The organism is Rhodococcus sp. NPDC057014 (assembly GCF_042673295.1).
In the GTDB taxonomy this organism is placed as follows: Bacteria; Actinomycetota; Actinomycetes; order Mycobacteriales; family Mycobacteriaceae; genus Rhodococcus_F.
This window is the reverse complement of sequence record NZ_JBHUSF010000386.1, coordinates 1-7,679: the sequence shown is the minus strand read 5'-3', so window position 1 is coordinate 7,679 and position 7,679 is coordinate 1. Positions and strand designations below refer to the sequence as shown.

Annotated in this window: 3 protein-coding genes; 2 read left to right on the top strand and 1 reads right to left on the bottom strand. The window is 62.9% G+C overall.

All coding sequences use genetic code 11. The annotated features are described in order from the left end of the window. Positions 1 to 3,448: 3,448 nt before the first annotated feature. Both ACFTZB_RS40380 and ACFTZB_RS40375 read left to right on the top strand, forming a co-directional pair. Positions 3,449 to 5,059: a ParB/RepB/Spo0J family partition protein gene (locus ACFTZB_RS40380; protein ID WP_378440756.1), complete on the top strand. Its 1,611-nt coding sequence runs from the start codon at positions 3,449 to 3,451 to the stop codon at positions 5,057 to 5,059. Positions 5,060 to 5,175: 116 nt separating this feature from the next. Next, entirely contained in the window at positions 5,176 to 6,033 is an 858-nt protein-coding gene (locus tag ACFTZB_RS40375) for a ParA family protein (RefSeq protein WP_378440754.1), read from the top strand. Positions 6,034 to 6,945: 912 nt separating this feature from the next. Here the strand turns inward: ACFTZB_RS40375 and ACFTZB_RS40370 are convergent. Further along, positions 6,946 to 7,679, bottom strand: a 734-nt coding sequence (locus ACFTZB_RS40370; RefSeq protein WP_378440752.1) for a hypothetical protein, incomplete at its 5' end; no start/stop codon positions are given.

Below are 7,679 nucleotides of genomic sequence, written 5' to 3'. Positions count from 1 at the left end.
GCTGTTTTTTTTTTTTAACACACTGGCCCTGTGGGGCCCCCCGGGGCGGGGGCGGGCCCCCCCCGCGCCCCGGGACGGTGTTGAGTGTATTTTCGCTGTCGCGGCGTCATTTCGTGTTCCTCTCTCGCCGGCCCGAGGCCGAACAGGGCGCGGGCAGGCGAGAGAGTGGGCGGTCGGGGTGAGTCACTTACTGATCACCCGCCTCCCGGGAGTTGAGGTTGTAAACGTCGTCGGCATGGGATCGGTTGGGTGATCCCGTCAAGAGCGACGACGCGTCGGTCCCTCGGATTCATTTAGGACACAAAGGAAAGCAGTTCATTCGAACCGAGGACGAACTGGAAGCAGTTGAAGCAATGTCTTGTGTCGGGAGTCGAATTCCGATAGGCACTGTCTTGTCGGTCGGTCCACTGTCGTTGTGGACGTGGAAGATTTGTCCGCAAGCTAACAGGTTTGGGCTGTCACACCGGGCGTCGCGCGATCGATGAGGAACCTGTGAGGCGATGGCACCCGGGCGGTCAAATCGCCAGCAATCGTTGGAGTGCGTTGGTGAGATGAGGCCGCCTCCCTTTCGCGAAGAAGAGTGGCGGACGATTCATGTCGAGTCATCGGCCGCTGGATTCGGGACGGATCTCGGCAGATTCGACGGTGCTGGACGACCGCGACGAACTGCTAAACCAAGCCTCGGGCGCCTTCACCAAGGACCTGCCGAATCCAAAGGAGGTCGGTTCCTCGGCCATGTTCGATTGTCATGCTGCGACTGGGCGAGGTGTCGGATTCATGCCCTCAAGTCGAGGAGCAGACCGCATTGGGGTGATGCACCGTGCATCACCCCAATGAGTTGGCCAGGCGAGGTCAGGGCGATCAAGTCAGAGATGGACGAGGCATAACTAAAGGGAGCATCCAATTTCCCATCGGGTTGGGCTAGCAGAAAGACTGGCCAGTGCGCCAAAGTTCTCCACCCTCGACGGATCACGAGACGTTTGCGCGCATTGTTGGTGATTCGGCCTAGTGTGTGGGAATAAGACAGGTGAGGTGGGTGGCCGCGTCGTGGCGGTTGGCTCCTAGTCCGAGGATTCGGGCGGAATTGAATTCGAAGGCCGGCGCGGTGCGATCCGAAACATGATCGTCGAGATCTTGCCCCGGACCGGGCGGGGAAAGTGCACAGAGCACTTCAGAAGAGCCCGGCTCGATGGACAGTATTCGGTTGGTCCGCGTCATATTCGACCAAGGCGTCCGTGGGTGATGCACCGTGCATCACCCACGGCTCGATCGGGCAACGCTCCGTGGGCGCCCGCAAGTCGACTTCAAGCCCACCTTTTTCTTGATTACCATCAAGTCGCGACACGCCCACTCCCCCGGATGCCGCTCAGGTCCGATTGCGCTGTCTTGAGAACGGACTCATCCCGCAGGACCAAGGCAGTGAACTCGGAGGAGCGTCATCATGCCGGAGCGACAGAGACGCACCGTTGTGGGGAATGACTCGCCGATTGCAAGAGCGAAACCGGCATACTCGCTCGGCCATCTACCGCACCTCGGGCAGGTTCGAATCAGCCAGCCGACGATGTTGCTCCACTCTCATTTGGCGCCGCCCGCCGGAGGCGTCCCACAAGGCTCACAATGTGCACTGGTCCCGTCCTTTCGCGGACCTCGGCAAGATCGTGAACGGTGATCCGCTCGACAGGCTCACGGCCCCTCAAAACGAACTCCTCAAGCGGTCACTAAAGGAACGCCCTACCCGGGCGACGGCACACGTTGTTGTCGTAGCTCCGCGTCTTGCCGACAGCCTTGCTCCGGCTGATGCACGGTGCATCACAGTCAGACCCCCGCGATGTGGGCGTACTAAGTGTCGCGTGGCTCCCTGAGCGTGGCATGAGGTCGCGCTCAAGACGTCCCTCTGTCCAGGTTTTCCAGCGGCGGGGTTGCCCCAAGGGAGTCGGTGGGTTCGAGGTAGACCACCACGGGCACGGTGCTGACTTAGTCTGGTCCGGAATGGGACGCGTCCTCGGTGATGCACCGTGCATCACCGGCCGGCAGTGGCACGCTCACGCGGGCGCCGGATCATTGGCTGTCACAGCCACCTGCGGCTGCACCTCGCCTAACTGTCTGTCCGGTGATGCACCGTGCATCACCCGACGCTCAAGTCCCGGTGATGCACCGTGCATCACCGATCGGACAGGTCGTGGTGGTGCACGCAGCACCACCGGCGGAGTGCCACCCGCCGCGCTCCTGCGGAATCGATGTGGTCCGGCCGGGTGGGTTGAGGCTTCGGTGATGCACCGTGCATCACCGAAGGCAATGGAAGGCCTTCCCGTCGCCGACGCCCTTTCGCTGACTTAGCGGCCGCTGCTTCCACTCTGGTGCGCGACCCCTGCGGTGATGCACCGTGCATCACCGGACAGCTCAAGTCCTAGTGATGCACCGTGCATCACCCGACGCTCAAGTCCCAGTGATGCACCGTGCATCACCGGCCGGCAGTGGCACGCTCACGCGGGCGCCGGATCACTGGCTGTCACAGCCACCTGCGGCTGCACCTCGCCTAACTGTCTGTCCGGTGATGCACCGTGCATCACCCGACGCTCAAGTCCCGGTGATGCACCGTGCATCACCGATCGGACAGGTCGTGGTGGTGCACGCAGCACCACCGGCGGAGTGCCACCCGCCGCGCTCCTGCGGAATCGATGTGGTCCGGCCGGGTGGGTTGAGGATTCGGTGATGCACCGTGCATCACCGAAGGCAATGGAAGGCCTTCCCGTCGCCGACGCCCTTTCGCTGACTTAGCGGCCGCTGCTTCCACTCTGGTGCGCGACCCCTGCGGTGATGCACCGTGCATCACCGCAGCGTCGACTGGCAATCGGTCGGCCGCGCCAAGCGGTCGAGTAGGCGGCGAGCCACGCCGATCGCGAGTCCTCCGCGGTGATGCACCGTGCATCACCGGACAGCTCAAGTCCCAGTGATGCACCGTGCATCACCGCCGGGTTGCCGACAGCCTTGCTCCGGCTGATGCGCGGTGCATCACAGTCAGACCCCCGCGATGTGGGCGTACTAAGTGTCGCGTGGCTCCCTGAGCGTGGCATGAGGTCGCGCTCAAGACGTCCCTCTGTCCAGGTTTTCCAGCGGCGGGGTTGCCCCAAGGGAGTCGGTGGGTTCGAGGTAGACCACCACGGGCACGGTGCTGACTTAGTCTGGTCCGGAATGGGACGCGTCCTCCGTGATGCACCGTGCATCACCGATCGGACAGATCGTGGTGGTGCACGCAGCACCACCGGCAGAGTGCCACCCGCCGCGCTCCTGCGGAATCGATGTGGTCCGGCCGGGTGGGTTGAGGCTTCGGTGATGCACCGTGCATCACCGGATATGCGACACGCCGCCGCAGATATCCAAGGAGAAAGTTCGATCCCAGTACTCTCCATCTAAATACATGCAAAGCATGCGCAGAGAATGGAGGATGATGAACGCCGGAGTGACATCCGAAATTGTGGCCGCCAGTCCATCGACCGGGCCGGCCGCGACCAAGCGGAAGCCCGCCGCGCGCAAACCGGCGGGCAGGAAGACTGCGAGCCGGTTCCGAAAGTTCGCTGGCGGCGAAGAGAGTGAGGAACTCGCGGCCGCCGCCTCCGGTGATGTAACTACGACGCAGGCGAACGGTGATGCAGACTCGGGCGGCATTACCGCCGCGCTGGTCGGACTGGCTGCAGCCGACGGTCAGACCGTTGTGCAGGTTCCGGTACTCCAAACCGCCCCTCACCCATTCAATGACCCAGACAGGTCTAAGCCTCAGACTGGTGACCCGAAATGGGATGAACTGGTCAATGGAGCCAGGGCAAATGGCATCAAGGTTCCAGCGCTGCTGGTAACGCGCGCGGGCTTCCTCGCGCAGCGGCCCGACCTCGCTCGCGCTATTGGCGACGATGCCGAGTATGTGGTCATCTATGGGCACCGTCGTCGCGCGGCCGCCATCGCAGCCGGCTTGACAACGATTCCTGCAGTAATCGATGACGCCGTGATGGATGATCACGGCGACCTCGATGCCATGACGCTGGAGAATCTTGGTCGTCAAGACCTTTCGGAACTGGCTGAGGCTCAGATGTTCGCTCGGTATTCCGAGCTGGGGTTGTCGCAGCGTGCGATCGCGGAGAAGCTCGGTGTCGACCAGGCGACGGTGTCGAGGCGGCTGTCGATGCTACTGCTCGCCCCTGAGATTCAGGCCGCGATTGCGGAGGATGCGATTCGTGGTGCCGAGGGTGCGGCGCTGGCGGGGGCGCTCCCCTACGGTCCTGCTCGAAATTGGCAGAAGAAGGTGGACCCGACTCAGGGCACGGATGACCGTCGCGCTGAGCAGCTCGCGGCGTTCGCGCTAATGTCCGATCGCGGAATGAGCCCGACCCGTGCCGCTGAACGTGTGTTGACCGAGCGAAAGTCGCGGGAGCAGGCGATGGCTGCGGGTCTCGAGATTGTGGATCCCCGCGAGCGGTTCGGCGATAGTCTTCATGAGCATCGACTGTTTGAGGTCACCGATGTCGATCTTGCGAGTGGAAACGTTGTCGGCGCGATCGACTCCGGTCAGGGAACGCTTGTCTTCTACGCAAAAGACAAGCCGACCGATGAGGATGCCACCGAATCGGCCGCAAGATTGGAAGCGGAAGCACGGACGGCGGCACAGAAGGCTCGTCGCGAGGCGGGCAAGAAGCTTGTAGCCTCGGTTCCTCCGCGGGAGAAGTTGGTGAACTACTTCATCGACCAATACGCCTACGGTGTTTCCGCGTTAGCGACGAGCGCGGAAGGGTGGCGCCTGGCTCAGGCGTATATGCGGCTGGAAGGTCTTGACGCGACCGAGTTCAGGATGAGCGCCGAGAACGGCGACGAGAAGCGCCGCACTGAGATGGCCTGGGCCTGCGCGGTCGCTGGTTACGAACTTGCGGCAGCGAATGACTCTCGGGAGTGGGGGGTATCGGACCTCACGTACTTGGACTTGCTGTCCGAGCGCGCTGGGTACCGGCCGACCGCATGGGAGGAAGCTCGTCTCGATGCAGCGCGCCGCGAGTTACGTGACGCCGGCTGATCGGTGATGCACGGTGCATCACCGAAGTTCATACATCGCTTCGCCGGGTGATGCACGGTGCATCACCCGAATCAGACATCAATCCAATGCACGACATTCAACCGCAAGGAGTTCCCGTGGCTACCTATGCAGTAGCAACCCTGTCCGGCAGTGCCGGCAAAACAACGACTGTCACCTCGACTGCCACTTTGCTCGCTCAGGACGGATACCGCGTTCGAGTTCTCGACATGGATAGCCAGGCAAACGCGAGCACGTGGCTCGGGTACCCGGAAGCTTCGGGTAAGACCGCCGCCGACGTGCTGCGGCGCAACGCGTCAATCAAGGACGTCGAGCGCCCAGCGCGGGTGTTGCGGGGCTACGGCGAAGGTGACCAGCCCGTATACGAGGAGATCCCCAACCTGACGATTGTGCCCGCCGCGCGCGACACACTCGACAAGTTGATCGTGGAGTTGCCTGCGGTGACAGGTGGTGTGCTTCATCTGCGTGACGCCCTCGAGGAAGCGGATCCGGTCGACGTCACCTTGATCGACTCCCCCGGCTCCCTGAACGTTTTGGTGATCGCAGGAATTCTTGCCACCACAGTTGATGAGGAAGGGCCTCATGGTTCATGGGGCCTGATCACGTGCACGAAGCCCTCCGGCAAGGAGAACGAAGGCATCCCGGCGTTGGAGCAGGAACTGCGGAAGATCAAGCGGACCTACCGAGTCGACGTTCCGTTGCTATCCATCGTCCCTTGCGCGGTGCCGCCGATTGGAGACGTCTACCGTGAGCAGATGGATGATCTGCTCAGTGAGTATGCGGATAGGGTTACGCCGCCGATCCGTCGTGCGAGCATCGTGGATGAGGCGTACACGAACTATGTTCCGGTGCCGATATACGGTTACAGGGCAAAGACGGTCACCAGCGACTACCGGGCTGCGCTGACCCATATGCAGAAGCTGGGGCTGTTCGGGCAACGGGCAGTGGTCGCTTAGGGGCTGGAGGCCACCTGTGGTGAACGATGTTGGGCGGCATATGCGGCCTTCGCGTGCGACGAGCACAGTCAATGTGACCCATGATCTGCACGCGTTGGCCCGGGCCGCTGTACGTCTTGTACGCCGCAAGACCGGGCGGCCGTATTCGCTGATGCAATTCACTCAGGAGGCGTTCGCAGCGCAACTGAGAGTGATCGCGGAGACCTACAACGATGGTCGCGCGATCGGGCCCGATTCTGAGCCGTTGGAGCCTGGTAAGGCGGTGTGACGCAGGGTGCGTGCAGGCAAACCGCCGGTTGTGTGCAGGAACGAGGGCGCGGCTTTGTGCAGGCTCGGTCGTCGCGATGGTTCGTTCTGATGTGAAGTTGTCGGAGCCAGCCGTGGGCTACCAACGGGTCGCCAGTCAGTCGATGCGGACAAAGGGTTTCCCACTGGGTTTCGTCGTCGCGATCGTTGCAGCGTTGGCCTGCGTGGGTTGATCGTGTCGAACGGTCCAGTCAATCGTGTGTTAATCGGCGCAAGCGGATTCAGAGTCCGCGGCACGCGTAGGTGGTTGCTGCGCTGCCGACGAAGAGGAGAAGGATCAGGAGCGAGATTTCGGTAGCCAATTTGGTGTCGTGGCTGTGTAGCCCGTTCCAGACATGGACACACCGGGGGTGAGCGCTGCAAGACCGACGACGAGAAGTAGTGCGAGACCCGCGATCGTGTCTCGGGAGAACTCCATGTCGGTCACTGCGTCACGGTATCGGGCAGAAGTGCCGACACCGGATTCTTCCGCGGCCGCGTTGCCTCCCCGGGCGACCTGGTTCGGCCTGACCAGGGCCGTTGTCGTCGCTCCGGCTGTGTCCGCTATTCGGGTTCGACACCTGCATGGACCGTCGCCGCCTGCGGCCTGACATTGTGCGGTTGTGCTCAGTCTGGTCGCACATTGAGATACAGGCGAAGCGCGTGTTCGACCAGCGCGCTGCGGCTACCGGCGGACCACTCTTCGACGAGGGCATCGAGCGTTGCGGTATCGGAGGAGATGATGCCTCCCAGGGGCACACGCGCCTGTATCTCGCTATGCCGACGGCGACGCGGCTGTGCCCTGGTCTCGCGACGCTTGAAGAGTCCGGTACTTGTCTGGGGTTCCGGGGTGTTCCAGTGGCGCTGCAGTTCGCCAGCGTGCGTCTCAACGGCATCGAGAACCACTTGGCCGTAGGGGCGTGCGGTGGCGCGGTCCCGCTGTCGCTCCTCGAGCGTGAGTTGGCGTAATGCTGCGTACACGGCGGGGGGTAAGTAGACCTCCGGCGGCGCGATCCGTATCGGCGCGGGATTGCTGTCGCTGCGTGTTTTGGGCTTTCTGCGGGGCGCGGCGACGAATCTTGTTGTCTCGGGGGCGGGGTGAGTGGGTTCCGGAGCCGGGTCTTCGGTGTCTGGTGACGCATTGTCTGTCTCGGCGGGCTCGGGCGACACCTTCGGCGTCACCTCGGGTGAGGGTTTCGCGGTGGGTTCGGGTGCGGCGTCGCCTTGTTCGTCGGTGGGTTTTGGGGGTGGCGGTTCTTGCGCCGGCGCGTCGCGTTTAGTGACGATGCTCAGGGTGGGGAGTAGTTCGTCGAGATTCCCGAGGGCGCCCGGATCGAAAGCTGCCTTCCTGCGTCTCGCAC